21 protein-coding genes are annotated in these 26998 nt (G+C 52.7%); 14 read left to right on the plus strand and 7 right to left on the minus strand.

The features are described from left to right. Nucleotides 1-381 precede the first annotated feature (381 nt). The gene (locus HQN87_RS25275; protein WP_173138983.1) at nucleotides 382-747 is read right to left on the minus strand and encodes a VOC family protein; all 366 of its coding nucleotides are present in this window, start codon (nucleotides 745-747) and stop codon (nucleotides 382-384) included. 298 nt (nucleotides 748-1045) lie between these two features. Between HQN87_RS25275 and HQN87_RS25280 the strand changes: the two genes are divergently transcribed. The 4 genes from HQN87_RS25280 to HQN87_RS25295 all read left to right on the plus strand — a co-directional run bounded on the left by HQN87_RS25280 (nucleotide 1046) and on the right by HQN87_RS25295 (nucleotide 6228). Further along, nucleotides 1046-1411: a DUF4180 domain-containing protein gene (locus HQN87_RS25280; protein ID WP_173138985.1), complete on the plus strand. Its 366-nt coding sequence runs from the start codon at nucleotides 1046-1048 to the stop codon at nucleotides 1409-1411. 131 nt (nucleotides 1412-1542) lie between these two features. Further along, on the plus strand, nucleotides 1543-4473 hold the full coding sequence (locus tag HQN87_RS25285; protein ID WP_173138987.1) for an insulinase family protein: 2931 nt from the start codon (nucleotides 1543-1545) through the stop codon (nucleotides 4471-4473). Between the two features lie 12 nt (nucleotides 4474-4485). Continuing rightward, nucleotides 4486-5151 (plus strand): class I SAM-dependent methyltransferase, encoded by a 666-nt coding sequence (locus HQN87_RS25290; RefSeq protein WP_173138989.1) that lies wholly within the window; start codon nucleotides 4486-4488, stop codon nucleotides 5149-5151. 27 nt (nucleotides 5152-5178) lie between these two features. Beyond that, entirely contained in the window at nucleotides 5179-6228 is a 1050-nt protein-coding gene (locus HQN87_RS25295; RefSeq protein ID WP_173138991.1) for an LLM class flavin-dependent oxidoreductase, read from the plus strand. Nucleotides 6229-6415: 187 nt separating this feature from the next. Here HQN87_RS25295 and HQN87_RS25300 read toward each other — a convergent pair whose 3' ends face one another. Further along, a complete protein-coding gene (locus HQN87_RS25300) occupies nucleotides 6416-7303 on the minus strand; it encodes a fructose bisphosphate aldolase (RefSeq protein WP_173138994.1) in 888 nt (295 codons plus the stop codon). Nucleotides 7304-7476: 173 nt separating this feature from the next. Here HQN87_RS25300 and HQN87_RS25305 point away from each other — a divergent pair, with 173 nt between their 5' ends. From HQN87_RS25305 to HQN87_RS25315, 3 genes are all read left to right on the plus strand, one after another. Then, on the plus strand, nucleotides 7477-8124 hold the full coding sequence (locus tag HQN87_RS25305; protein ID WP_173138996.1) for a hypothetical protein: 648 nt from the start codon (nucleotides 7477-7479) through the stop codon (nucleotides 8122-8124). 591 nt (nucleotides 8125-8715) lie between these two features. Continuing rightward, nucleotides 8716-9960: an RICIN domain-containing protein gene (locus tag HQN87_RS25310; RefSeq protein WP_173138998.1), complete on the plus strand. Its 1245-nt coding sequence runs from the start codon at nucleotides 8716-8718 to the stop codon at nucleotides 9958-9960. Between the two features lie 144 nt (nucleotides 9961-10104). Next, nucleotides 10105-10491 carry an iron chaperone gene (locus HQN87_RS25315; RefSeq protein WP_173139000.1) on the plus strand — a complete coding sequence of 129 codons (387 nt, stop codon included), beginning with the start codon at nucleotides 10105-10107 and terminating at the stop codon, nucleotides 10489-10491. Nucleotides 10492-10600: 109 nt separating this feature from the next. On the opposite strand, the gene HQN87_RS25320 is transcribed toward HQN87_RS25315, so the two are convergent. Beyond that, nucleotides 10601-12292, minus strand: coding sequence for a M3 family oligoendopeptidase (locus tag HQN87_RS25320; RefSeq protein ID WP_173139002.1), 1692 nt, complete (start codon nucleotides 12290-12292; stop codon nucleotides 10601-10603). Nucleotides 12293-12604: 312 nt separating this feature from the next. On the opposite strand from HQN87_RS25320, the gene HQN87_RS25325 reads away from it, so the two are divergent. Together HQN87_RS25325 and HQN87_RS25330 are read left to right on the plus strand one after the other, a co-directional pair. Next, nucleotides 12605-12880, plus strand: a complete 276-nt coding sequence (locus tag HQN87_RS25325; protein WP_173139004.1) for a CD3324 family protein — start codon at nucleotides 12605-12607, stop codon at nucleotides 12878-12880. A 129-nt stretch (nucleotides 12881-13009) separates the two neighbouring features. Beyond that, entirely contained in the window at nucleotides 13010-14329 is a 1320-nt protein-coding gene (locus HQN87_RS25330) for an amidase (protein WP_173139006.1), read from the plus strand. A gap of 172 nt (nucleotides 14330-14501) precedes the next feature. Here HQN87_RS25330 and HQN87_RS25335 read toward each other — a convergent pair whose 3' ends face one another. Further along, the gene (locus HQN87_RS25335) at nucleotides 14502-15770 is read right to left on the minus strand and encodes a S8 family peptidase (RefSeq protein ID WP_173139008.1); all 1269 of its coding nucleotides are present in this window, start codon (nucleotides 15768-15770) and stop codon (nucleotides 14502-14504) included. Between the two features lie 194 nt (nucleotides 15771-15964). On the opposite strand from HQN87_RS25335, the gene HQN87_RS25340 reads away from it, so the two are divergent. The 3 genes from HQN87_RS25340 (at nucleotide 15965) to HQN87_RS25350 (ending at nucleotide 19988) form a co-directional block, all read left to right on the plus strand. Next, nucleotides 15965-16300, plus strand: coding sequence for a hypothetical protein (locus tag HQN87_RS25340; RefSeq protein ID WP_173139010.1), 336 nt, complete (start codon nucleotides 15965-15967; stop codon nucleotides 16298-16300). Nucleotides 16301-16498: 198 nt separating this feature from the next. After that, nucleotides 16499-17500, plus strand: a complete 1002-nt coding sequence (locus tag HQN87_RS25345; protein WP_173139012.1) for a hypothetical protein — start codon at nucleotides 16499-16501, stop codon at nucleotides 17498-17500. 1084 nt (nucleotides 17501-18584) lie between these two features. Continuing rightward, nucleotides 18585-19988 carry an NAD(P)-binding domain-containing protein gene (locus tag HQN87_RS25350; protein WP_173139014.1) on the plus strand — a complete coding sequence of 468 codons (1404 nt, stop codon included), beginning with the start codon at nucleotides 18585-18587 and terminating at the stop codon, nucleotides 19986-19988. Nucleotides 19989-20203: 215 nt separating this feature from the next. On the opposite strand, the gene HQN87_RS25355 is transcribed toward HQN87_RS25350, so the two are convergent. Continuing rightward, nucleotides 20204-21292 carry a low temperature requirement protein A gene (locus HQN87_RS25355; RefSeq protein ID WP_173139016.1) on the minus strand — a complete coding sequence of 363 codons (1089 nt, stop codon included), beginning with the start codon at nucleotides 21290-21292 and terminating at the stop codon, nucleotides 20204-20206. Between the two features lie 187 nt (nucleotides 21293-21479). On the opposite strand from HQN87_RS25355, the gene HQN87_RS25360 reads away from it, so the two are divergent. Continuing rightward, nucleotides 21480-23318 (plus strand): UbiD family decarboxylase, encoded by a 1839-nt coding sequence (locus HQN87_RS25360; RefSeq protein ID WP_173139018.1) that lies wholly within the window; start codon nucleotides 21480-21482, stop codon nucleotides 23316-23318. Nucleotides 23319-23635: 317 nt separating this feature from the next. On the opposite strand, the gene HQN87_RS25365 is transcribed toward HQN87_RS25360, so the two are convergent. After that, on the minus strand, nucleotides 23636-25033 hold the full coding sequence (locus HQN87_RS25365; RefSeq protein ID WP_173139020.1) for a transcriptional regulator: 1398 nt from the start codon (nucleotides 25031-25033) through the stop codon (nucleotides 23636-23638). Between the two features lie 203 nt (nucleotides 25034-25236). Here HQN87_RS25365 and HQN87_RS25370 point away from each other — a divergent pair, with 203 nt between their 5' ends. After that, nucleotides 25237-25425, plus strand: coding sequence for a hypothetical protein (locus tag HQN87_RS25370; RefSeq protein WP_173139022.1), 189 nt, complete (start codon nucleotides 25237-25239; stop codon nucleotides 25423-25425). 585 nt (nucleotides 25426-26010) lie between these two features. On the opposite strand, the gene HQN87_RS25375 is transcribed toward HQN87_RS25370, so the two are convergent. Beyond that, on the minus strand, nucleotides 26011-26997 hold the full coding sequence (locus tag HQN87_RS25375; RefSeq protein ID WP_173139024.1) for a zinc dependent phospholipase C family protein: 987 nt from the start codon (nucleotides 26995-26997) through the stop codon (nucleotides 26011-26013). Between the last annotated feature and the right edge of the window lies 1 nt (nucleotide 26998).

Raw genomic sequence — 26998 nt, forward strand, 5'->3', positions numbered from 1 at the left:
AATTTTACTATAACCGTAAGCGAATGCACGGCGCGCTAGGGTATCTTTCACCCATCCGTTTTGCTAAGCAATGTACTGAAAAATCCGTTGCGTGAGCGTCTACTTTCTTGACAAAGGTCCAAAGTGCACCTTAATTTAGCGGACGCGGGCCATCTGAGCGAATGAGGAGCATAAGTGCACCTTAATTTATCGGATGCAGGCCAAATGAGCGAATGAGGAGCATAAGTGCACCTTAATTTAGCGGACGCGGGCCATCTGAGCGAATGAGGAGCATAAGTGCACCTTAATTTATCGGATGCAGGCCAAATAAGCGAATGAGGAGCATAAGTGCACCTTAATTTAGCGGACGCGGGCCAGATGAGCAAATGAGGAGCATTATTGCTACAGATGCTCCGCAAGCTGTACCTCGAACCCATCCGGGTCCAGGATATACAAGAAACGCAGGCTGGGATTTGGCGAGACGGGGCCACGGGCTACCGGGATTCCTTCTCTGCTTAGTTCGACCATGGCCTCATCCAGCGATCCGACCTCGAACCCTACGGAGACCCCGCATTCCGGCTTCAGCGCCGGGTCACTGCCCTGTATCAGCTCCAGCTTCGGCTGCCCCTCTGTGCCCAGCATGACAATCTGCCTTCCTCTGCTCTCGAATCTGCGTTCCACCGGAAGTCCCAGAATTCTGTGATAGAACTCAAGGGAAGCCTCCAGGTCGCGCACTCGTAGTGTGATCCAATTCATACGGAGCTTCATGATTCTCATCCTTTGCTGTAAAATTCAATTAACGCCGATGTAGGCTATATAAGAGGCTCTAAAGAAATAAACAAAAAGCAAAAGAAACGGAGGGGAAATTTGGAACTGGAGGAGCGGTAGCGACCGCCTTTGTCACCGGATTTCACCCGCGAATAGCGGTATTGATCAAGAAATCTGGGGACAACAGCGGCCGGAAGTCCAAATGTTCACCGCAGTGACGATGAAGCTTCAAGTTCAATACTTTAGTGCGTCTTATATATCTGCACATTTTACCACATTAGATCAGGAGGGTATAACAATGAAGATTACAACTATAGAAGCCGGGGGAAAAGCTATTGCTGTTGTGAGCGGCAGCGAGGCTATAGTGGGTGATGTCCAGAGTGCGCTGGATCTCATGGCAACGGTTCGATATGAAACGGATTGTGACCGGATGGTGTTTCATAAGGCCCTGCTGAGCGAAGAGTTCTTCGACCTCAAAACACGGCTGGCCGGCGAGATTCTGCAGAAGTTCATCAACTATCAGGTGAAAGCGGCGGTGGTAGGTGATTTCAGCAGCTATACCAGCCGCAGCCTGCGTGATTTCATCTATGAATGCAATAACGGGAAGGATATATTTTTCGTAGCGGATGAGCAGCAGGCAGTGGAGAGATTAAGCCGGGTCTAGGATTCCGCAGCAGCAGAAGCAGAGTCAGTCAGCCGGCAGACGGGCCGCTAAGCAGGCTGTAGTGGAACCCGAAACCCCGGATATGATAAGCTCATGAAATCAGGGCAGCCCTGAACTAAGGAGGGAAAGTTATGAGCAGCTTAATTACAGGTGAGATCTATTCCGGGTTTCAAGTCATACGTGAAGAATATATCCGCGAAATTGAATCCTCCGTATATACGATGGAGCATCAGCAGAGCGGTGCACGGCTGTTATATGTGCAGAACCAGGATGACAACAAGGTGTTCAGTGTCAGCTTTCGGACTCCGCCTGCGGACAGCACGGGAGTGTTTCACATCCTGGAGCATTCGGTCCTGTGCGGCTCGGACAAATTCCCTGTGAAGGAACCGTTTGTAGAGCTGCTGAAAGGCTCGATGAAAACCTTCCTGAACGCATTTACCTTTGGGGACAAAACGATGTATCCGGTCGCCAGCCAGAATGATCAGGATTTTGCTAACCTGATGGAGGTTTATCTGGACAGCGTTTTCCGGCCGAGCATTTACAGCCAGCCGGAGATTTTTGAGCAGGAGGGCTGGCATTACGAACTGCCGCATTCCGGGGATGAGCTGATCTACAAGGGTGTGGTCTACAACGAGATGAAGGGCTCCTATTCCTCGCCGGTTACAGTATTGATCGACCGGATCAAAAAGTCGCTCTACCCCGACACGATATACCATCATTCCTCCGGGGGAGATCCGAAGGATATTCCTGCCTTGACCTATGAGCAGTTTCTGGAGGCGCACCGGAATTACTACCATCCGTCGAACAGTTATTTCTATCTCTATGGCAGCTTGGATATTGAAGCGAGACTGCAATTTATCCATGAGGAATATCTCAGCCGCTATACCCGCAAGGAGATGGATACGTCCATTGCCCTGCAGCAGCCGACCGGCATTACCGAGCTTACGGCGGAGTATCCCATTCTGGAGACCGAGACTCCTGCGGACAAGACGTATGTGAGCCTCAATTACGTAATGGGGACCTCTCTGGACCGGGAGCTGAATCTGGCTTTTGCTATTCTGAAAAGTATGCTGATGGACAGCAACGCGGCACCGCTGAAACAAGCTTTGCTGGAGAGCGGTCTGGGCAAGGATGTCGTTGCCTTTTATTCGGATAGTATGGTTCAGCCTATGCTCGGAATTGCATTGACGCATTCCAATCCCTCTGCCAAAGAGGAATTCGTGAACCTGGTGAGATCAACGTTAACCCGCCTTGCAGCCGAAGGTCTGGATGAGAAGCTGGTGCTGGCCGCGGTGAACAGCAAGGAATTTGAACTGCGGGAGGCCGACTTCAGCCAGTATCCCAAGGGTCTGACCTACGGTATGGAAGCCATGAAGGCCTGGCTGTATGATGGCTCGCCGTCCACGTATCTGGAGTATGAGGCAGCAATTACGGCAATCCGCGAACAAAGCTCGGGGCGCTATTTCGAGCGGCTGATTGAGACCTACCTGCTGAACAGCGGTCACTGTAGTGTCGTTGTGCTGAAGCCCTCTCAGACCCTTGCGGCAGAGCAGGCAGCGGCGGCCCGAAGCCGTCTGGCTGAATATAAAGCATCCCTGACTCCGGCACAGCTTGATCAGCTTGTTCTGAGCACACAGAAGCTGCTGGCCCGCCAGAATACTCCGGACGCCGCCGTGGAGCTGGAGAAGCTTCCGAAGCTGACCCTTCAGGACATTAACCCCAATGCCCCGGCCGGGGTGCCCACACAGGAGCATGTGCTGGAAGGAATCAAGGTGCTGCACCATGAAGTGGCTGCGGGAACCATTGCCTACATCAAGCTGTATTGGGATACCAGTGTGCTGACGGCAGAACAGATTCCTTATCTGGAGCTTCTGGCCAGAGTGCTTGGACAACTGGAGACGGAAACCTACAGTATTGAGGAGCTGACCAGTGAGATCGGGATTACGACCGGGGGCATCCGTTTTCAGAACGAGGTGTTTGGCGCCAGTAAGACCGGGGAAGGAAGCTATCAGGCCAAGTTCAGCGCACGCATCAAAGTCATGCAGGGCAACATTGGCGGTTCTCTGAAGCTGCTGCACGAGCTGCTCTATGGCAGCAATCTGGATCATCTGTCCAAGCTCCAGGAGATTGTCCGCCGGGAAGCTTCCGGCATGGAAGCGATGCTGACCCAGAAGGGCAACGAAATCGCAGCCAGCCGTGTGCTGTCGTATTTCTCGGACAGAGGGATGTATGAGGAGCAGCTGAACGGTGTGGCCTATTACCGCTTCATCAAAGAGCTTGCAAGTGACATTGACCGGCAGGCCGATCAACTGGCGGAGACGCTGAAGGAAATCTGCGGGGTTCTGTTCAATAAGCAGAATGTCATATTGTCCGTAACCGGAACCCCGGCTGCTTATGCGGAATTCACCGCACATATGGCGGAGCTGGACCTGCGGAACCGTCCGGTTGCGTCCATGCCGTTATTGTCTGCACAGAACCAGGCGGTCAATGAAGGCTTCATGTCGGCCAGCCAGGTGCAGTATGTCATCAAAGGGTATGACTATACGAAACTGGGTTACGCCTATTCCGGCAAGCTGCAGGTGCTCAAAAAAATCCTCAGCCTGACCTACCTATGGAATGCAGTGCGGGTCAAGGGCGGGGCGTATGGCGGAAATCTGCTCCTTCGCCGGGACGGGGTACTTATCTTCACTTCCTACCGTGATCCGAACCTGGAAGGGACGCTGGAGATTTATGACCGGGCTTATCAGTTTGCCGCTGAATTCGCTGCGGATGAAGCGGAGATGGAGAGTGCAATCATTGGCACCCTGGCGATGCTTGACCAGCCGCTGAGTCCTGGCGCGCAAGGCCGTCAGGCGGACCGGTATTATTTCGAACAGATTAGCGCTGAAGATCTTCAGCAGGAACGTAATGAGATTCTATCGGCCACAGCCGAAGATATAAGAAGTTATGCCGGTCTGCTTCAGGCGGTAACGCAGCAGAATTACTTCTGTGTCGTTGGCAATGAAGCCAAGCTGAAATCGGCCTCCGGCCTATTCGGCAGCCTGGAGGAACTGGTGAAGTAAGGAGGGGCAGGTATGCAGACAACCATTCATCAGTTTAACAGGGTTGCGGAAGAATACGATTTTGTGAACACGTTACTCAATGACTATTCTTTTTTCATGAACAACCTTCCCGTGCAAACCGGGCGAGCCCTCGATGTCGGCTGCGGTTCCGGAATATTAGTGAATGAACTGTCCGCTCATTTCGGCGAGGTAATCGGTATTGATATTTCAGACGAGATGCTGGAGATCGCCACAGTGAAGCGTCAGCCTTCCAATACTACCTATTTGAATATGGATGCCGAAAATCTCGTGTTGGTTGGAAAGTTCGACTTCATCGTGAGCAGAACCACCTTCCACCATCTGAACGATATACCAAAGGTGATCCGCCAGCTGCAGACCCTGCTGAATGACGGCGGAAAGCTTGTAATTCTGGATAATGTATCGGAAAGAGAAACTCCGCCGGCATACGTGTACGTTGCGGGGGCGGTAATTGAGTTCATTCCCCATATCCGCAAATTCGGATTCAGGAACGCCGTCCGCATATTTAACCACCAAACCTCGAGATCTTGGCTCGAACATGTAACATCCGATAAGTATAAATCAGAACAACAATATCACGAGTTATACAGAAGGCTATTACCTGATTGCCGTTTGCAAAAAATGGGCTGGGCTATGGGCATCGTATGGGAAAAACAGTAGAATTACTGACTTCTAGGAGGAACACAAGTGGAACTTGGAATAAGCACCTTTGTCGAGACAACGCCTGATGTAGATACGGGGGAGACCTTGAGCCATGCTGAGCGGCTGCGCGAAGTGGTGAAGGAGATCGTACTCGCGGATCAGGTGGGACTGGATGTATACGGCGTAGGTGAGCATCACCGGCCTGATTTTGCAGCTTCATCGCCTGCGGTGCTGATGGCTGCCGCGGCACCGCTGACGACCCGAATCCGGCTGACCAGTGCAGTCATGATTCTGTCTTCAGCCGATCCGGTACGGGTATTCCAGGATTTCGCCACACTGGACGGATTATCTGACGGCCGTGCCGAGATTATGGTGGGGCGCGGCTCGTTCGTCGAATCGTTTCCGTTATTCGGCTATGATCTGAAGGACTATGAAGAGCTGTTTGACGAGAAGCTGGAGCTGCTGCTGAAGCTGCGTGAATCCGGCCAAGTGACCTGGAGCGGCAAGCACCGTCCGGCGATAACCCATCTGGGAATCTATCCGCGCCCGCAGCAGAACCCGCTGCCTGTATGGATTGCGAGTGCCGGAAGTCCGGAATCTGCGGTCCGTGCCGGCACCTTGGGTCTGCCTTTTGCCCTGGCGATTATCGGCAATGTGAATCCTTCCGATTATGCCAGGCATGTGCAGCTATATAAGGAAGCAGCGGCCAAGGCCGGTCATGATGTGTCACAGCTCCCGATTGCTTCCCACTCTCATGGCTTTGTGGCAGAGAGCAATGAGCTGGCGCTGGAGAAGTTCTTCCCGTCCACTCATGCGCGGACCAATGTCCGGGCTGTGGAGAAAGGTCTGCCTCCGTATAGCCGTGCGGATTATGACGCAGCGAGCAGTATGGACGGGGCCTTGTACATAGGAGATCCGGAGACTGTTGCCCGTAAAATCATCCACCTGTATCAGCATGTGGGGATTACGCGGTTTCTGCTCCATGTTCCGCATGGCTCCATGCCCCATGCCGAGGTCATGCAGGCGATCCGCCTCTTCGGAACCGAGGTAGCGCCAAGGGTGCGGGAGGAAGTCGCCCGTTTGAAAAAAGCCTGACTGCTGTTGCCGCAGGATAGCTCACGTTAATCCCGGAATCCTGCCTGAAATACAACATCTTCCTGAGTAGCCTGGGCTTAACCGGACATTGTTGTCTAAAATGCAGAGTGGTTATACAACAAAGAGACCCCGAGCCATTAGGCCCGGGGTCTTGGTCTACCAGTGAAGAGCTGGAAGGGTAGCGGGGTTAAGTAATCGAAGCCTCATATATGGCCTGGATAGACGCCGCAAGGGTGCTGTTAAATTCCTCGTCTGTCTGCTGGTCGCTGAGGCCCTGGGACAAAGCACGCGAGAAGCTGGCAATAAGTCCATGCTGGCGGGCCAGCTTCTCATTGGCTTCAGCCTGGGTATATCCCCCGGACAGGGCAACGATCCGGACCACATGGGGATCAGCGGCGAGCTCTCTGTAGAAATCATCTTCACTCGGGAGAGACAGCTTAAGCATGACCTTGACACCTTCCTCCAGAGCGGATAACTGGGTGACCAGTTCACGCTTCAGGAGCTGCTCGGACGCCTCTTTATCCTTGCTTAGGATATCTACTTCCGGTTCAATAATCGGAACGAGCCCGGACGCGGCGATCTGCCGGGCAAGCTCGAACTGCTGCTGCACGGCTTGCCGGATACCCTCCGGGTTAGCCTCATGAATGACGGAGCGCATCTTGGTGCCGAAGATGTGCTTGCTGACCGCCCGCTTCAGCAGGTCGCTGAGGCCGGGAATGGGCTTCATGAGCTGAACCCCAAGTTCAGGCTCAGCCAGTCCCTGATCTATTTTGAGAAAAGGCACAATGCCCTTCTGCTCCCACAAGTAATCGGCGGTTAATTGGCCGTCTATGAAACGGTCCATCGTGTTCTCAAACAGGATCGCACCAAGAATATGCTCCGAGTTGAAAGCTGGACTCTGAATAATGCGTGTTCTCATTCCGTGGACCATCGCGTACATCTCTTCATCACCTGAATAGCGGTCTTCCTTAATGCCGTATTGCAGCAGCGCCTTGGGTGTACTTCCACCACTCTGGTCCAGAGCAGCTATAAAGCCTTGGCCCGTGTGAATTCTGTCCAATTGTTCGGTATTCATGGATTGTGGTCATTCCCTTCTGCAAGCTGAGATGGTGACTTCATCTGTCTAGTATAGCACTTCCGCATCAGGACATACATCCGGCCCGGCAGAGCTTTCCATTTGAGTTGAGAGATATGGTATGTTACCTTGTTCAATAGGATGGTATGATAGAAAGTGGGGTGAATTTAATTATGACAAATGAAACAACCAACGAGACTACGAATGAGACAACGAACGAGGAAGCAGAAGCTGCCGAGAAAGTCATGACTGAAGAGAATTGGAATGAGCTGCTTAAGGCTGTTTTTCATAACGGCATTGTAGCTCTAAAAATGAGCTTCAGTGATGTGGAGGGTCAGGTTCTGAACCTCGACACCTACGGCCCGGTATTTGTGTACCGCGTGAAGGATAATGAGAACGCTGACTACTACTGCGGATTCTTCCTTCGTGAGCTGGCTGGCAGATTCCAGTCCGGCAACAGCCCGGAGATCTGGATGGCTTCCTTCTTCCACGAGATGATGAAGACCAAGGGTGGCAACACTATGCCTAAGCCTCTCGCCAGCGAAGAGGAAGCTAAGGCGGTTGTCGATAATGTGCTCGTTCCGATGTGCATCTCAGCGGTAACGGAGGAGTTCGCACCGGAGCAGGTACACGCCGGCCTGGCCTGGAACGAGGAGCATGGACCGGTCTTTGAAGCAGGCTTCCCTGCGGTCACTGAAGGGAATAACGTATGCGCGATTCCGCTCCATCTGTTATTGACGCATTTGCAGCTCAACCGTGATCCTTCGGAGCTGCTCGTCCAAGGCATGTATAAGATCCGTGAAGAGCACGGAATGGAGTAGTACGGCAATAACGGCTTCATCTTTGCAAAAGCATAAACCGCCTCCGTTGGAGAGCGGTTTTTTGCTGTGCTCAGGCTGACAAGGAAGCGCAGCATCAGGTTTTAAAATGTAGATGGGCTTGATGAGGCCTGAAGGACTAAAAGAGTGAAGTCATTGGGAGAATGTATGCTAAAAACCGAACATAATTGGACTGGGTGCACCGCGTAGGCCAAATGTAATCGAAAAACCGCACACAATTGGACTGGGTGCACCTCGTAGGCCGTGCGTTTATCGCAGGTTGTGCCAGAAGTATTTTCACAGAAAAACCCAATACAATATTAAGCGGTCTCGTCTTACAGCTCCTATTCACCAATTGAACTCTGATGCTCTACAGTGTCTTCCGAAGGTCAGCAAGCCCATGTATGCCGGGTTCGCTAAATTGTCAAAAATGAAGTTCTTACCGGAAGCAAAAACGATATATATGGGATGTAGCGCATGAGGGCGTTATCAGAGGCCATAATCGAAACCGGTTGGGTAAGGTTTCAACTGCACGAATGGACACGTGCATTGAAATAAGGCTGGCAATTCTGAATAGCAAAGAGGAGGACAACGATGTTGAGAAGAGGTAAAGTCTTAAGTCTGTGCCTGCTGTTCACGTTATTAATCGCACTGGTGCCTGTGGGGAGCGCAAGCGCAGCTCCGACCTGGAATCTGGCCTGGAGCGACGAGTTCGACGGCTCTTCCCTGAACACCGCCAACTGGACGGCGGAGACCGGCACAGGCAGCGGAGGCTGGGGCAACAATGAATTGCAATTCTACACCAACCGGGAGCAGAATCTGAAGGTTACCGGCGGCAATCTGGTCATTACAGCGCAGAAGGAAAACTATAGCGGCATGAACTATACCTCGGCCCGGATCAAGACCCAGGGACTGAAGAATTTCACGTACGGCAAAATAGAAGCAAGAATCAAGCTCCCCTCCGGCCAGGGGCTATGGCCTGCCTTCTGGATGCTTGGCTCCAATATCACCACTCCGCCCGGCTGGCCGGCCTGCGGAGAGATAGATATCATGGAGCGGGTGAACAATAACGCTGTCGTTAACGGTACAGTACACTGGGATGCCGGTGGTCATGCCGAATACGGGCAGGTAACAGGCAATCTGGATTTCTCCCAGTATCATACGTACAGCGTGGAATGGGATTCCAAGTATATCAAATGGTTTGTGGACGGCACCCAGTTCAATCAATTCTATATTGAGAACGGAACCGGCAATACAGAGGAATTCCAGAAACCGTTCTTCCTGCTGCTGAACCTTGCGGTAGGCGGGAATTGGCCGGGCGCGCCGAACGGCGCAACCAGCTTCCCGGCGCAAATGCTGGTAGATTATGTGCGCGTGTATCAGGAGGGTGCCCCTTCGAGCGGCATCGTCAGCGGCGGAGTCTATACTTTAATGTCCAAAGCAAGCGGCAAGGTGCTGGATGTGAAGGATGTCTCTACAGCAGACGGAGCCAAAGTACACCAGTGGACCAACTACACAGCCACGAATCAGCAATTCCGGGTAGATAGCACAGGGGATGGCTTCTATAAGCTTACTGCGATACACAGCGGTAAAGTACTGGATGTTCCTAACGCCTCTACAGCAAGCGGAGTCCAATTGCAGCAGGCCAATGACAATGGCAGCAATGCCCAGCGGTGGAGTATCGTCGATGTGGGCGGAGGGTATTATAAGCTGATCTCCAAAGCCAGCGGGCTGGCTCTTGATGTCGCTAACTCCTCTCCAGAGGATGGTGCTGCCGTGCAGCAGTGGACGGACAACGGAACCGATGCCCAGAAGTGGAAGCTGACCAAGGTTAATTAGCAAGGGATTCCAAGCTACTAAAGGCCGGGGAATGTCACGAATGGACCGCAGCTTATGCGGTCTATTTGAATTGTGAAAAGCTATGTGCTACATATAAGTTAGGAATGAATATCCACAAATGTACTTAAGGGAGATGAAGCTGAAGTGGAAGAGAATAAAGTGACCTATGCATCTGTCGATCAATATATTGCATCCTGTGCGCCAGAGGTTCAGGAGATCCTGCAGACCTTACGGAAGGTCATCCGGGAGGCCGCACCAGAGGCAGAGGAGAAGATCAGCTATCAGATGCCTACCTGGTTCCTGCATAAGAATCTGGTGCATTTCGCTGCCTTCAAGAATCACATCGGATTCTACCCGGACCCGAGCGGAATTGAAGCCTTTAAGGAAGAATTATCGCGGTATAAAGGGGCCAAAGGTTCGGTGCAATTCCCGATAGGCGAACCGCTTCCTTATGAACTCATTACGAGAATCGTCCAATTCAGAGTGGCAGAGAATAAGCAGCAGGCAGCGGAGAAGCGGGGGAAGAAATAAATATCCCGCGGCAGGCTCTCCAGGAATTCCGCTCCATGAAGGCTGGGCGATGACCTGAAGTTCTGCCGCGGGACAAGCATTAACCTGTGGTGAAAAGGTGGCCGGCCGCTTACAGCGCCTTATCGTCGATGCTGTTCAGCCAGCCTTCAATGTCTCCGATTACGGAGCTGACGCAGCCATCCTCGAACGGGGAGATTAATCCGGCAAGCTTCACCAGCCCGGTGAAGGACTGGCTTCCTCCGGCCTGGCAGAGGCGCAGATAATCGGACCATGCGGATTTGAAATCCTCATTCGAGCGTTTCCAGAACTGGAAGGCGCAGAGCTGGGCCAGCGTGTAGTCAATATAGTAGAACGGAGAACGGAAGATATGGGCCTGCTTTTGCCAGAATCCGCCCTGCTCCAGGTACACATTGCCGTCATAATCGCGGTGTGGCAGATATTTCTGCTCAATGTCCCGCCAGGCCTGTTTGCGTTCCTGCGGAGTGGCCTCCGGATGCTCATAGACGAAATGCTGGAATTCATCGACGGACACGCCGTAGGGGATAAACTCCAGACTGTCAGCGAGGTGGTTGAAGCGGTATTTGTCCGCATCCTTCTTGAAGAACAGATCCATCCACGGCCAGGCGAAGAACTCCATGCTCATCGAATGAATCTCAGCGGCTTCCGAGGTCGGGAATACATATTCAGGCACGCCTAAATCCCGGCTGGAATACGCCTGGAAGGCATGGCCGACCTCATGGGTCAGCACATCAATATCCCCGGAGGTGCCGTTAAAGTTGGAGAAGATAAAAGGCGCTTGGTAATCGCTGAAGTACGTACAGTAGCCGCCGAATTCCTTGCCTTGTTGACTGACCAGATCCATCAGCCCGTTCTCCTGCATGAAGGTGAAGAATTCACCGGTCTCCGGGGACAGCTCCTGGTACATCTTCGCCCCGTTCGCCACGATCCAGTCCGGATCACCCTTAGGCTTCGCATTGCCGGAATTGAAGTTAATCCCCTCATCATAAAATTTCAGCTCATTAAGGCTTAGGCGCTCACGCTGGCGCTTCTTCAGCTTGCCGGCAACGGGAACGATATGCTCCAGCACCTGCTTGCGGAAATTCGCCACCATAGCCGCGTTGTAATCGGTACGTCCCATCCGGTCATAGCCCAGCTCCACGAAGCTCTTGTATCCAAGCTTGGCCGCTATGCTGGCACGGACCTTAACGAGTTCATCATAAATCCGGTCAAGCTCCGGTTCATGCTCGGACATGAAGCCGTATCGCGCGGCAAAGGCTCCTTTGCGTACTTCACGGTCTGTGGAGGAGTCGAATGGCGTTAGCTGGGACAGGGTGCGTTCTTCACCCTCAAACATGATTTTGGCGGAGGCGATCAGCTGGGAGTATTCGGAGGACAGCTTATTCTCCAGCTGCAGGTCTCCAATCACCTCAGGACTGAAGGTGCGCAGTGAGATTTCGGCCAAGCGCAAGAGCTGTGTACCCCATTCCTGCTCAAACTCTGCTCTATACCTGGAGTTAACAAGTGCTCTGTAATAGTCGGTTATGTACTCCTGTACTACCGGACCGATCTCGTCCATGTAATCTTGTTCAGCCTTATAGAAGGCATCCTCGGTGTTGATCGAGTGGCGGACGCTGACAAGGGTTGACATGGTATCAAAGCTACTGCGCAGCTCATTCATCGCTTTTACGGCAGCCTTTTGTTCTTCCAGATTGCCTGTCTTCAGACCTTTGAGCAAATTTGTGAAATCGGTTTTGAACTGCTCTACATCCGGACGTTCGTAACGGTACTCTGTGAATTTCATAGGATATCAACACCCTTTCTTTGCCATATACATCCTATTATATAATCGACTTCAGCAAAAAACTAATCTGGGTTGAACTAATATGGAAATCAATCTAGAATAGAGTTAATCTTTGACACTGCCCGGGAGGTGAGGAACGATGTTTGAGATGAATCACTATGTAAACGGCACGCTCCATGCAAAGCCTGTGAAATAACTAAGGCGAAAGCTTGGCATGGAGCGGATTTCATTCGCCTGAAGTAACAGATGGATACAGTTATTACACAGGCTTTGCCCTTAAAAGTTCAATATATTTTAAGGAGCGAGCCAGCTATGAAATGTGTAAATGCAGCAACGTTATTGCCCGACCACCTGCTGAAGGAGATTCAGCAATACATTCAAGGTGAAGCCTTGTACATCCCTACCTGTCCTAGCAAACGCCGCAAATGGGGCGAAAGCTCAGGCGCAGCCGGTTATTACAGAGTCCGGAACCAGGAGATCCGTAAAGGCTTCCGTGAAGGTGCACATATGGACCAATTGTGCGAGCAATATGGGCTATCTATAGACAGCATCCGCAAAATCGTATATTCCAAGAACCCGCAGAGCTGATCTGCGGGTTCTTGCTGTGGAGGGAGCGACCCGGGGAACGTTGTGTATGCGGCTGCCATCCTGTTACCTTTTGCACTCTGAGCCGTAATAAGCCTGGTGTTATACATAATCTTCCTTGGAGATGATATGATGCTGATTCACAAGGTATCCCTGACAGAAATGATGAACCGTATCCATAACCCCGGGTATTCACTAGGGAATGTGCTTGACCTGTACCTGGAGCGCCTAGGGCAGCTTGAACCGCACATCCATGCGTTTGTTCCTGAGATTGATGCCAAATTACATCTTGACTTGGAGCAAGAGGAGCTGCTGCGTTCGTACAGCGGAGAGGAAATGAAGCCGCCCTTATTCGGCATTCCTGTTGCAGTTAAGGATCTGCTGCATGTGGATGGGCTGCCTACCCGTGCCGGTTCGCAGTTATCCGCTGAACTGCTGACAGGTGCACAGGGATCATTGGTAACTAAGCTGCGTGCTTTGGGGGCGCTGATTGCCGGAAAAACAGTTACCGAGGAATTTGCCTACAACGGGCCTATTGCTACACGTAATCCGCATCATACCGGGCATACTCCCGGAGGATCAAGTGCCGGTTCAGCAGCGGCGGTTGCTGCGGGACTCTGTCCTCTGGCGGTCGGCACACAAACCTTGCGTTCGGTGATCGCTCCCGCATCCTTCTGCGGTGTGGTCGGCTTCAAGCCCAGCTATGGCCGGGTTCCGCTGGATGGGGTGCTGCTGCTCTCCCCCTCTTTTGACACGATAGGATTCTTCACGCAAGACTTGGCTGATATGGAGGCGGCTGCAGCCCTGCTTGTCCCGGACTGGACAGCCCATTCGGTTGAAGACCCCCGTAGGCCGGTGCTGGGCATTCCCAAGGGCGTATATATGGAGCTGATGAGCGGTGAAGTCAAAGCGGTATTCGAGGCTCAGATCGCCGGGCTTGAACGGCTTGGCTATGAAGTGCGCTACGTCAAAATGCCATGGGAAGATGAACTCATCTACGGTAATGCCATGCTGCGCTTCATTGAGGGCGAGCTGGCGCGGGGACATGAGCACATGTTCGCGGAGCATCGGGCAGACTACGGCGTTCCGGTACAGGAGGCTATCCTTCGGGGCCAGCAGATCCCGGAAGAGGAGCTGGAGCAATGCCGCCGCTTGCAGGGAACACTGCGGCGCGACCTGAAGGAGCTAATGACTCAAGAGGGGATTGATCTGTGGGTGTCTCCTGCTCAAGGAGGAACGGCTCCGAAGGTAGAAGATCACAATACAGGCTGGTCAGGGATGCCTGCCGTCTGGGGATTCGCCGGATGTCCGTCGGTTAGCTTGCCTGTCGCAACGATCGGGGAGTTGCCGCTCGGCTTCCAGTGCATCGGCTCCTATGGGGAAGATGAGGCGCTATTGGCTTGGGTGCGGGAGATAGGGCCGCACCTCAATTATAAGGGGACAGGGGCGTAAAGAAGCTGAATAGCGGTGATACCACTTTAAGCAGATTGGGGGCGCGGGGCTTCCATTCTGCTTAAAGTTTTTTTGAAATATAAGTTTATATACTTCGCATGATAACTTATCCTTCTATTTCCAGATGAAACGGTGCTGTCCTTGAAAGGATGGCAAATCCGCTTCCACTGGTTTATTTCGAGCGGCAGCGGCGCTTCAGAAACCGCATGTCGATCTCCCCGCTGCCGCCGGTATTTGGCTTCAGGCGGAGGGGGAAGGCATTGCGCTTCAGCAAGGTCTTGACCTGGCTCGGCGATAGGCAAGGGCGGAGCTGGAGCAGCTGCGCGGCGGCACCGGAGACGATGGGCGTGGAGATACTGGTGCCGGACAGCTTGAAGTATCGCTTGCCGACCTTATTGTGCGGCGATTCGCGGACTAGCTGCGAGCCGGGGGCGCGCAGGGAGATTATCGCATCACCGGGTGCGACCAGATCAGGCTTCACCTTGCCCCCGGGGGCAGGACCGCGGCTGGAATACACACTGATACGGTCATCCTTCTGCGTCAGCGTCCGGCGGTCATTCACGGCTCCGACTGTGATGGCGGAGGGACTGATTCCGGGGGACTCCACGGTTCTGCGTCCGGGGCCGCTGTTGCCCGCGGCAATGACTACGGTGAGTCCGGCCTTGACCGCCTTCTCCACCGCCTGGACAAGCAGATCATCCTCGGCTAACGGGCTTACCGGTCCGCCGAAGGACATGGACAGGATGCGCAGCTTCAGCTTTTTGCGCCGGTCGATGCACCATTCAATGGCCTTGATAATGGTGGAGTCGTAGCCGTCTCCGTTCTTGTCAAGTACCTTGATGCCGATAATTCCGGCTTCAGGTGCCGGACCCCGGTATTTGCCTTTGCTGGACCAGCCGTTTCCGGCGGCATCCCCGGTGATATGTGTGCCATGTCCGTTATCATCATACGGGCATTTCCGGTGATTGATATAATCCTTGAAGGCAAGGATGCGGTTCACAGGCCGGGTCAGATCGGTATGCGGATACACCCCGGTATCGAGCACGGCAATGTTGATTCCTTTCCCGGTAAGCCCTCTTGAGCGTTTAACGGCTGTGGCACCAATGGACGGAGTGGCAATATTCAGGGAAGCTTTTTTGATTCCGTCGAGATAGACTTTGCGGACCCCGTTCCAGCTGCATATCTGCTCAAGACCTTTCAGCGAAACCTGTGAGGCGACGGCCTGGTGCAGCCGCAGATGATGTTTGACCGGGAGTGGATGTTTTCCCAAATGGCTCCTTAGTGCCCGCAATTCCGCTGGAGTAAGGGGTTGACGGAACTGGATGATAACCGGTATAGCAGCAGTTGTGGCAGCAGACGTATAGGCTCTGCGGATTCTATGCTTCAGGGGACGATTGAGCTTGGCGGCATGACGCCTGACCCATGACTTCTTACTCATCATTATGTGATCACCTCTATGGAAGCATTGTATGCGGCCATCTGTCCGGCGGGTACGAAACTATGAATGAGGACAGTACTACATTTATGGAAATAACAGGCAAAAACTCGTTTCAGCCGGTTCTTCTCTTGCATTTACTACTCTATCCCAACAGAAAGTGGTGAAGCAAAATGAAAGAATCAGAGAAAAGAGCATTGATGGCAAAACGTCTCCTGATGGCTAAAAAAGCAAAAGCATCGGCGGTAGTAAGACCCAAGAGACGGAGAATCAGACAGGTTCTCAATAATTTCATCGTGCTTGCGGTCAATAACAACAACGTACCTTATGAAACGCAAGACTGGAAGGCTACATTAACCAGAAGCTCCGGCACCGTAATTACCGCCCAGTTCGATGAATTCGGAGTAGCCCAATTCAATACCATCAGCACTCTGACCAGTGTGAGCTATACGCTTAGAATTATTGATGCGGATAACAACCAGCGTACGCAGAAATTCGTGCCTGCTAACCGTGAGTTTTTTGTGGCACGCTTCTAAACTAGCAGGGCAGCGCGTTCTCTATCATCCGGGGCGCGCTGCGTCATTACATATATCTATTGGAAAGTACCTATTAGAAAGTACCTATTAGATTAGAAAGCAGAAAGGCTGCCTTGTCCACCTGGCAGAAGTGTGAAATTATAGAAGGAATGAGATTGGACTATCCGGATGATAGGTCCGCTGAATGGAGGCAACTCGATGTATAACTGGATTCAGAATTATACGAAGCTGGAATACCTTACGGAGGAAGAACCCTTTGACTTCGGCTTCGCGGCGGAGAACCGGCCGCGAATTCACAGGCTGGAGCCACAGCCGCAGCCTGCTATAATGTCAGCGCTGGCCCAATATTTCATTGCTGCCAGCGCTTTGCTGTCAGAGAATACGTATACTTCGATCCCTATGCGCAATAGGAAAGCCGCGGAGCGGGTGCTGGAAGAAGTAAGTCCGCATTTCGCCGAAGCCCGGCAGCATACCGGTGCCGGAGGGGACAGTGAGCTGGTTCTGCAGAAGCTGAAGCCAAGCTCGGGTGAACTGTTCCGGGTCACAACTACCTGTGTGATGCCGTTGATCGACGATTTGTACCGGCATCAGGATACAAGCGGATGGCAGAATACCAGGAAGCGGACAGTGGTGATGTATCCGGTTAACGTTCAGGCGTTAGCTCCTTATGAGGCTGAGGGGATAGCGAAGTTGCAGGCGTTGCTGCGGAAGCTGTATTTTGAACCGCCGGGTGATGACTTTGGACTGATGCCTCTAGGGTGGCAGTTCGATGATCAGCTTCAGCATTCCGTTGTGCTGCGCTTCCTGGCCGGATTCGTACCGTACCTGACGCTAGGAGTAGATGAAGAGACTCTGGAAGTGATTAGCATTGACCTCTCAGCGCAGGAATTCACGCATCCGGTTCTGCTATACGATGAAGAGCCGCAGCCCCCGCGGAGAAATGGCAATGTTCTCTATCTGGACCTGGGCAGCAAGCTCGTTCATGTGATCGATCTGAGCAAGCAGGGCAGACTTGAGCGCTGGGCAGATCTGCATGAAGAGGCACGGGTGTACCTGATGCCGCCCGAAGGAGCTTTCGCGGACTTTGATCATCTTACCGCCAGGCCGATACCAGCCGGGGTGAGCTTATTCTATGATACCGATACACTCACAAGGATGGTGGAAACCGTCAATCGGGAGCTGGAGACCTTTAAAGAGTAAATATGAGCGATACTGTTCCAGGGATATACGGGGAAATCGGAGGGATAAATCCCACTAATGGAGCTGAAAGTCGGGCGGGAGGGGAGATCAGAGGGATAAATCCCACTAATGAAGCTGAAAGTCGGGCGGGAGGGGAAATCAGAGGGATAAATCCCATTGATGCGGCTGAAAGTTGGGTGAAAGGGGAAATCAAGGGATAAATCCCACTAATGGAGTTGAAAGTCGGGCGGGAGGGGAGATCAGAGGGATAAATCCCATTGATGCGGCTGAAAGTCGGGTGAAAGGGGAAATCAAAGGGATAAATCCCACTAATGAAGCTGAAAGTCGGGCGGGAGGGGAAATCGGAAGGATAAATCCCACTAATATTACAGGAAGCGGCCAAATGAGCGTATGAGGAGCACTAGTACACCTGAATTCCCCGGGTACGAGCCAAATGAGCGCATGAGGAGCATAAGTACACCTGAATTCCCCGGGTACGGGCCAAATGAGCGCATGAGGAGCATTAGTGCACCTGAATTCCCTGGGTACGGGCCATATGAGGGAAAGAGGAGCATAAGTACACCTCAATTCCCCGGACACGAGCCATATGAGGGAAAGAGGAGCAGAAGTGCACCTGAATTCCCTGGGTACGAGCCAAATGAGCGCATGAGGAGCATAAGTACACCTGAATTCCCCGGGTACGAGCCATATGAGCGCATAAGGAGCAGAAGTGCACCTGAATTCCCTGGGTACGAGCCAAATGAGCGCATGAGGAGCAGAAGTGCACCTGAATACCACCCGATGAGGCTCACCTATCAGGGTGAATACATCTCTCATGACAGACAACCTTCCACGATTGAGCTGTCTAGATTGATCCACTCATTATCAACCCTTCATTAAGTCAACAGTTTAGGCTGGGATTAGATGAAATGTAGGTTGAATGTACAATCTAATCCGCAGATTTTAGCGATAATGACAATAAACCTTCCATGAATATTCAAAAGCAGGCACATCCCAGATATAATATGGCTATATATATGTAATGGACTGTGGAACAGAGTGTGTGCTGCAGCCTTAAGACGCCATCCGAAAGGTCTGAGGAATGATGAGCCTGGAATCCTTGAACGAACGTGTGAAGACGGATCTGTCCTATCTTGCCTACGGCGGCGCGGATTGGGTACGCCCTTGGGAGCATTCCGAAGGCCATGTCTATGATGTGATTATTGTGGGCGGGGGGCAAAGTGGGCTTGGAGCGGCCTTCGGCTTATTGCGCGAGCGGATATCGAACCTCCTGGTTATTGATGAGAACCGTGACGGGCTGGAGGGGCCTTGGGAGACCTACGCCCGGATGGTGACTCTGCGTACGCCCAAGCATCTAACGTCCATCGACTTGGGCATCCCGTCGCTTACCTTCCGTTCCTGGTGGGAGGCCCGGAATGGAGTAGCTGCCTGGGATGAGGTGGACAAAATCCCGCGCGGGGAGTGGATGAATTATCTGCGCTGGTACCGGCAGATCCTGAAGCTTCCGGTGATCAACGAGGTGCGGCTGCTGCTGATTGAACCCGGTGAAGATGGGATATACCGTCTTCAGGTCTCGGGAGCGGGCGCTCCGTCCGGGCCCCTGCTGGCCCGCAAGGTTGTACTGGCGACCGGCATTCAAGGCGGCGGACAGTGGCATGTCCCGCCGATGATCGCAGACAGTCTGCCGGAGCATCTGTATGCACATACCTCGCAGCCGATTGATTTCACTGCCCTTCGCGGCAAGCGTATAGGAATTCTTGGCGGCGGGGCCTCTGCTTTCGACAATGCTAATTTTGCGTTAAGTGAAGGGGCGGCTGAGGTGCAGGTATTCGTCCGCCGTGAGCAGCTTCCGGGTGTTAATCCGATCCGCCAGATGGAGGTCTCGGGCATGATTGAACGGTTTCATGCCCTCGCGGACGAGGATAAGTATGCGGTGATCTCGCATTTCTTCCATTATAATCAGCCTCCAACCCGTGACACCTTCACGCGTGCTGCGGCATGGCCCGGCTTCCGGCTGCATCTCGGTTCACCGTGGCTTCAGGTAGAAGCTTCCGGCGAAGGAGCGGTAGTGACCACGCCCCAAGGCCGGTTCAGCTTCGACTATCTGATTGTCAGCACCGGGCTGCTCAGTGATCCTGCGCTGCGGCCGGAGCTCCAGCAGGTTGAAGCGCATATTGCCCGCTGGAGCGACCGCTACCAGGCACCTGCCGGGGCAAGAAATGCGCTGCTGGATGCCCATCCGTATCTTAGCCCCGGGTTTGCGCTTCAGAGCCGGGATGAGACGGGCCGTAAGCTGCTGCATGGATTATTTGTTTTCAATTATTCCGCTCTGGTCAGCTGCGGGTTATCGGCATCGGCCATCTCCGGGCTAAGGAATGCGATTCCGAAGCTTGCCTGCGGCGTGGCCGATCAGTTGTTCATGGATGACCGGAGGCAGATCCTGCAAGCCTATTATGACTACGATGAGATTGAATTTACGGGACAATAAGTCGCGAAAAGGCTGTACCCGGGTCCAACTAGACCTCAGGTACAGCCTTTATTTAAAGAAAGAATTTATATATGCTTCGCGCAATAAGTCTTGTCCCGCTGAAACGGATGCCATCCTTCAATAAGGACGACACAGCCGTTTCTCCTTGGAAATATAGAATATATAGGTTATACCTGATAACTTATCCTTCCACTTGGTTTCAAATCATTAAAAGGTCAGGCCGTAATCCTGGCATACAGCGCGAAGAACAACGCCATCTCGCCCATGATGATTACATTGGGTACCTGGATCATCAGATCCACCCCATAGAAACAGGCCAGAATGGCGGTAAGCAGCACCAGAGTCTTCATTCCCAGCCGGTGCTGCTTCTGTCTGTAGACATGGAAGACAAGGGTAGTAGAAGCAAAGTAGAGCAGCGCCGAGCCGAACAGCAGATTCAGCATCAGGTCATAATGAAGGGTATTCAGGAAAAGCAGCTGGATCGACGCAGCAAGCATACATAGCGACAGATAGATGAACAGATGTCCGTAGATGATCGTCTGCCCGGCAGTGTGGATGTGCATATCGACTTTTTTCTCCAGATTGTCATAGTACTGCCACCATACCGCGATAATCAGCACGAAGGTAAGTGCAGCGAAGCCGACCGATTGTCCGGTCCATGTACTGGATTGCAGGACGGCAAGAATGCTGACTACAGATTCGCCCAGCAGAATTAGCGTGAACAGGGAGAACCGCTCCAGCAGATGATGGGTATTGGCAGGGGTCTTCACAAGAATCCGCCGTCCGGTTAGCGGGAGAAGCACGTCCAGCACAATCCCGGCATACAGCACCGCGTAGCGGAGCCATGAGTCGAAGAACAGGGAGCAGGCTGAGAGAGTAAGCCCGATCCAGAAGCGTGATCCCAAATAACGGGCGGTGCTCCGCAGATGACCGGTTTCTCTGGCGTGGCTGTAATGGTACTGGACAGCGGTCATGATCCGTAGTCCGAGGTACCCGATCAGAAACGGCAGATAGTTGGCGTCGAAATCTACAGACAGGCTGGCGGTCATAATTAAGACGAAGAACAACTGGATAATCAGAAAAATCCGGTGTGTCACCGTATCCTGACCATAGCGGTTGACGAAAAGCGTCTGGCCCACCCAGGCCCACCAGATCGGAATGAAGATCAGGACGAATTTGCCCAGTGTCTCCAGAGAGAGCGTCTCGTCTTCAACATGCAGCAGCACATGACTGGCCTTGGATACTGCAGCGACAAACAGCAGATCGTAGAAGAGTTCCAGCCAGGTTACTTTTTTGATAATCATTCCGCGGGATCTCCTTTGCTGTATTGTTTATCCGGATCAATCCGGTCTACAAGTATAATAAAGTCTCGGCACGGCACCTGGCAAGAATATTGGTGAAACCGGAGAGGGGGGCGGCGGCAATTGACCTGGCGGGCGCACTCATTGATAATAAAGAGGTTCATAATTTTTGTGGGATCGGGGTAGAAGCATGTCATATCGCAATATGGAAGAATGTATTATTGACTTGGAGAAGCACGGGCATTTAATTCGCATCCATGAAGAAGTGGACCCGCATCTGGAGATGGCGGCGATCCATATGAAGGTCTATGAAGCGGGCGGACCCGCGCTGCTGTTCGAGAACGTCAGAGGCTCGAAGTACCGCGCGGTATCGAATCTGTTCGGAACCATCGAGCGCAGCAAGTTCATCTTCCGCGATACCTGGGCATCATCCCAGGCTGTTATCGCACTGCGCAGCAATCCCATGAAGGCGCTTAAGCAGCCTTTCAGATATATTGGCACCGCCCTTGCCGCCAGAAAAGCATTGCCGCTGAAGAAAGGCAGCAGTGTGCCTGCCGGCTTCAAGGAGATTCAGATCTCCGACCTTCCGCAGATTAAGCACTGGCAGGGGGACGGAGGAGCGTTCGTCACACTTCCACAGGTTTATTCCGAAGATCCAGACAAGCCGGGCATCATGAACTCCAATCTCGGGATGTACCGCATCCAGCTTAGCGGCAATGAGTACGAGATCAATAAGGAAGTAGGCGTACATTACCAGATTCACCGCGGCATCGGCATCCACCAGTCCCAGGCTAACAAACGGGGCGAGCCGCTCAAGGTCAGCTGCTTCATCGGCGGCCCTCCGGCGCATACGCTCTCGGCGGTGATGCCGCTGCCCGAAGGCTTAAGCGAGATGACATTCGCCGGTCTGCTGGCCGGGCGCCATTTCCGCTATACCTATGCAGATGGCTTCTGCATCAGCAGCGATGCCGACTTCGTGATCACCGGAGAGATTCATCCCGGGGAGACGAAGCCGGAAGGTCCGTTCGGAGACCATCTGGGCTATTACAGTCTGACCCATCCGTTTCCGGTGATGAGAGTGCATAAGGTCTACGCCAAAAAAGGCGCGATCTTCCCCTTCACGGTCGTCGGCCGTCCGCCGCAGGAGGATACGGCCTTCGGGGAACTCATCCATGAGCTGACCGGCGGAGCCATCCGTTCGGAGATTCCCGGCGTGAAGGAAGTCCATGCGGTAGATGCCTCGGGAGTGCATCCGCTGCTATTCGCTATCGGCAGTGAACGTTATACGCCTTATCAGCAGCTGAAGCAGCCGGCAGAGCTGCTGACCATTGCCAACCGGATTCTCGGAACCGGACAGCTTAGTCTGGCGAAATATCTGTTCATCACCGCAGAAGAGGACCAGCCGGTCAGCACGCATGATATTGCCGGATTCCTGACCTATATTCTGGAGCGGATCAATCTGCACCGCGACATTCACTTCCAGACGAATACCACGATAGATACGCTGGATTATTCCGGTACCGGGATCAACAGCGGAAGCAAGGTGGTATTCGCAGCGGTAGGGGAACAGAAACGAAGCTTGTGCACGGAGGTGCCCGAGGTTCTTCAGCGGCTGCAGCAGAGCTGGGGACCGGCGTCGATGATTATGCCGGGCATTGTTGCTGTGCAGGGTAAGCCATTCGAGGATTACGCCTCAGCAGCGCAGGAAATCTCCGGCCTGAGCGCAGATATAGCGGCGGCGGGGCCGCTGGATTCCTGCCCGATGATTATTCTGTGCGATGACAGCACGTTCATGTCGGAGCATCTGAATAATTTCCTGTGGGCGACCTTTACGCGGAGCAATCCTTCGCATGATATCCATGGGGTGAACAGCAGGGTGGAGCATAAGCACTGGGCCTGCGATAATGTTATTATTGATGCCCGGGTGAAGCCGCATCAGGCTCCGCCGTTGATCCCGGACCCTGAGGTACAGAAGAATATCCAGCGGGTGTTTGCGCAAGGTGCCAGCTTGGGCGGTCTGCGGAGATAGGATAGGGCCAGTTACGGGAAAGATACAACCTTATATTCTCGCAAAAAGGACGCTCCCGGATGTCGATGTCGGGGGCGTCCCTTTTTAGAAATATAAGAATTTATATGTTTCACATAATAACTTATCCTTATATTTCTCGCTGAAACGAATACCGTCCTTATAAAAGGACGGCAAAGCCGTTTCCGCTTGGTGCAACGGTCATTACGGCTACTCAGCCATTTCCCGTCCCGTGTCCCATAGGCTGAAACACAGATTGTGCTGTAGCATCTGTTACAGATTCATAACCCTCAAGAGGGAGAATGGCTATAACTGCCAAGCTACACGAAACTAGAAGCATGATCAATTTTCTTGTCATTGGATTCTTGCACCTCTCCAATCAGAAGTTTGTATTGCTCCGTCTGATCTTCACTGGCCTGCTGCCGGAATTGTTCAAACAGATTAACACATTTAATGATTATGCTCTCACTCTTGATTTTAGCAGAGGTTTCTAGACTTTGAAGCAGGAATCCAATGCCCTCCTGACGTTGATGACGTAAGAAATACAAGGCTAGTTCAGCTAGAAAGGTAGAATATTGGTCAGCCAGAATCTGCTGATTGTGCAGCAGCCCGAAGTCTCTCAGATTGGTCCGGTAGGGAATATAGGAAGGGAACTGCTCCAGGATCTCGTCTACATTCCAGGAGAAGCGGTTAGCTGAGATCATAATATGGTACAGGGCCACGAAGATCTCATTGGCATGTGGAGCGATATATGCCACATATTCAGGAAGCACCCCATAATCGCCGGACATCATGCGGTAGAGAAGCGTATTGGCCGTACCCCACTCCTGAAATTGCTCCAGGATTCGCCGGTCTTCTTCCCCGTTCTCCAGAATCCAGCTCTTATCCATATACAGAGATACGTATTTCAACGCCGATTCATAATCCCTGTGCTCTTCACAGACACTTGCACGCATGAGATGAGAATACAGCACATAGAAAAAAAGCGGCTTCTCCGGAGACTTGTCATGCTTGTCCTTGCGCTCTGAACGATGCAGATGGCGGTAGCTTAGCTTAGCTAGACGGTGCATTTCCTGGGCCAGCTCATCGACCTTGTCCCACTTGTGCAGCGAGTAATAGACATGCATCAGATGCTTCAGCCCCTCCAGCTGATCCATCACCTCCAGCCGGTCAATATAACATTCGAACAGGAGGGCGGCCTGCAAATTGAGAGTTTGGCTATCGCCCACAGCAATGCGGAACAGACGGTACTGGCAAATGGCCAGACGCTCGGAATGCTGATACTTTTCGCTGGTGCTTACATTCTTGTACAGGACAGCCGCCGCTTCCCACTGATGCTCGTGAAATAACCCCTCGGCCACCTCGAACAGCATGGGAGCATAGATCAGGTTGTCCAGCAGATTCTTGACTACAAGCTCAATGCAGTCCAGCCGCCCCAGCTCTGCTGAATTCAGAATGAAGGGCCGCAGACGCCGCCAGGTCGGTGCTGAATATAAGAAGCACTCATCGACATACATACTATAGAAATAGTCCTCAGGCAATCCCATTCCCCGGGTGATCAACTTCAGATGATTCATAGCAATAGGCTGCTGGCCGCTAAGCAGACGGCTTAAGGTGCCGGAATTAATGCCGGACTGTATGGAGAATTGATTAATGGACATTTGCTGAGTATACAGATAAGCCTCTAGATGACTGCGAATCGTTGTTGCTGGCTTCAAGGAATCACCGCCTAATCGAATTCCATTATTTAGGTTATTGTCATAGTTGTATAATATAAGTCATTGCACCGGTGGTCAATAGTGTGATGGGTAGAAACGGTGAACAATAGCAAAAAGCATTCCCGCACAAACCAGGGCTACATTGTTTAAGCAGGAACGAATCGGGTATACAAGTGATATCAGGAATGAAGGAGGGTTAAGATATGAATAAAGATCTGCCGCCAGAGGTTCCGCCGAAGGTTGTTCCCGATGTGAAGCCGGATATCCTCCCGGAACCGGTTGTCACTCCGCCGGAGATTGTACCTGAGGAGCATCCCGAGATCGTCCCGCCGGAGAAGCCGGATATGGTGCCGCCGGCCCCGCCCGAGATTACTCCTCCCGCTCCGCTGTAATCATCTGCGGAATAGCAGAATAGGGGATAGATTGTGCTGAGCGCCCGGGCAACCGGGCGTTTTGTGGAAATAGGAGGATGAATTTCAGGTGAAACCTATAATTTATCCTTCTATTTTTCTCTGTTTGGGGGAGTAGCCGGGCGGGAAGCCGAAAAACCGGGAGGAATATACAGATTGAACTTAAAAATATACTGACAGGAAAAAGGGTGCGCCTTATATAGCAGTTGGATTTTCTACACTTATTAGGGAGCGAAAGGCCCTTGCGGTAACAGGAGTTGGACAAACAGCACTTAAATAAGCAGATTTCATCCCAAGTAGCAAAAACCAATGTGAGTAGATGCCATTTTTCCACTTGCTGCCGTACATCGGACAGAAATCGCAGGATTAAGATACATAATTCCACTTACTGGCCGCTGGCCGCTGGTCGCTGGCAACTGGTCGCTGGCAACTGGCCGCTGGCAACTAGCCGCTGGCAACTAGCTGCTGGCGTTGGCCTCCAATCGGACAGATCTATCCTTCGGATTCAGCCGGAAAAAGAGGTGAGGCGTGAAGCCAGACTCCTGACTGGCTGCCGGTTCACCGCGTTCAACCGCTCGGGATACTTGTCCAAATGGGTTCAGCGTATTGGTTCTGCAGGTTCATGCTGCAGTCCTTGCCGGTATCGTAAGAACGGTTGCCCAGTGCCAGTGTGAACTGCCCGAGCTTACGGCTTGCCGCGGCGGAGTCCTCCGTAGAGTCCAGCCAATCGGCAAGCGCGCCGAGTACAGTCCGCCCCTCTGCAAGAGCCTCGTCCCACAGCTCCCACACAGATTCCGTCCGCACCTCGGAATATAGCGCCGGATGCCGCCACCGGGAGTGCCGCTCATTGAGATAATCCAGCCGTTCCTCGCGGGCAGTGAGCTTCCGTGAGAACAGCCGGCGGGTCCTGCCCCAGGTGATAGCCTTCTTCCAGCCCTTCGGATCATAGAGGCATTTCTGAGCCAGTACCATATCGCGGTATGAGCTCTGCCAGATCTCTGCGGGCAGTCTCTCCATAGCCTCCGGATAATGCTTAAGGGCGGTGGTATGAAGAATGCGATGAACCGGCTCAGGCAGCCGGGCACCTGTGTCGATTGTGGCCCAGGCAGCGTGCTGCCAGGTGTTCATCCCGTGCAGCCGCTTCATATACAAAGTATCCAGGTCAATCTCAAACCGCTGATGGGCACGGTACTTATAGCCTGCCTTCCAGTTAATATAGGGATGGAGGTTACGGTCCAGCAGATGATGGGTCAGGAAACCGAGGAAATAGAGCTGGGCCTGAGCCGCTTCTGTTCCTTCAAGTCTCCGGGCAGCCTCCCAGAAATCAACAAGTACAGGCCCGCAGCTCTGCGTATGCATCTGGTCTCCGAGATGAAGTGCCCCGGTATCTCTTCTCCATGGAAGAAAGCTGTGATACAGCAGGAAATCCGGACCCTGACAGCCGAGATTATAGAGACGCTGCTGTTGCTCCAGCAGCTGGAGACACGTGAAACGGCTGCTGAATTCTACGGCCAGCTGCTGGCCGAATTCAATATGCATCCAGATATTAGGCATG

Source organism: Paenibacillus tritici (genome assembly GCF_013204885.1).
In the GTDB taxonomy this organism is placed as follows: domain Bacteria; phylum Bacillota; class Bacilli; order Paenibacillales; family Paenibacillaceae; genus Paenibacillus_AQ; species Paenibacillus_AQ tritici.